We start from the raw sequence: 472 nt of genomic DNA, 5'->3' as shown, positions 1-472 counted from the left end.
TGAACAGCTGGCCGCCATTCACGGCCTCCTTGCTGTCGGCGGCCACGGCACCGTCAGCCACGTTGATCAGCTTGCGAGCGCCTGCAGTGCCGAGGAAGTCGACGGCCAGGCCATCGCTGTCCTTGCCCACGGTGAGRTTTTCACCGGCGGCGGACTGCTGGACCATACCGATGGTGCCGCTGCTCAGGTTGGTGGTGATGCTGGTGATATCACCCTCGACGTTGTTCATGCGGCCGCCGAGGTTGGTCACGCTGCCTTCGACGTTGGTCACGCGGCTATCGATGCCAGTGACACGGCCATCCAGGCCGCTGATCGCCACCGTGTTGCCAGCGATGTCCGCGGTGTTCTGCGCTACGTCCTGGTTGGTGCTGAACAGTTGGCCACCGTTCACGGCTTCCTTGCTGTCAGCGGCCACGGTACCGTCGGCCACGTTGATCAGCTTGCGAGCGCCGGCAGTGCCGAGGAAGTCGAC

The 472-nt window shown here is 64.3% G+C and carries 1 pseudogene; it reads right to left on the bottom strand.

The features are described from left to right. A pseudogene (locus A6723_RS32520) lies at positions 1–472 on the bottom strand (hypothetical protein); the annotation flags it as partial.

The sequence above is a fragment of the Pseudomonas sp. AU11447 genome, assembly GCF_001672555.2.
Classification (GTDB): Bacteria; Pseudomonadota; Gammaproteobacteria; order Pseudomonadales; family Pseudomonadaceae; genus Pseudomonas; species Pseudomonas nitroreducens.
The sequence above is the reverse complement of the archived record's forward strand: the minus strand, read 5'-3'. Positions and strand labels throughout refer to the sequence as shown.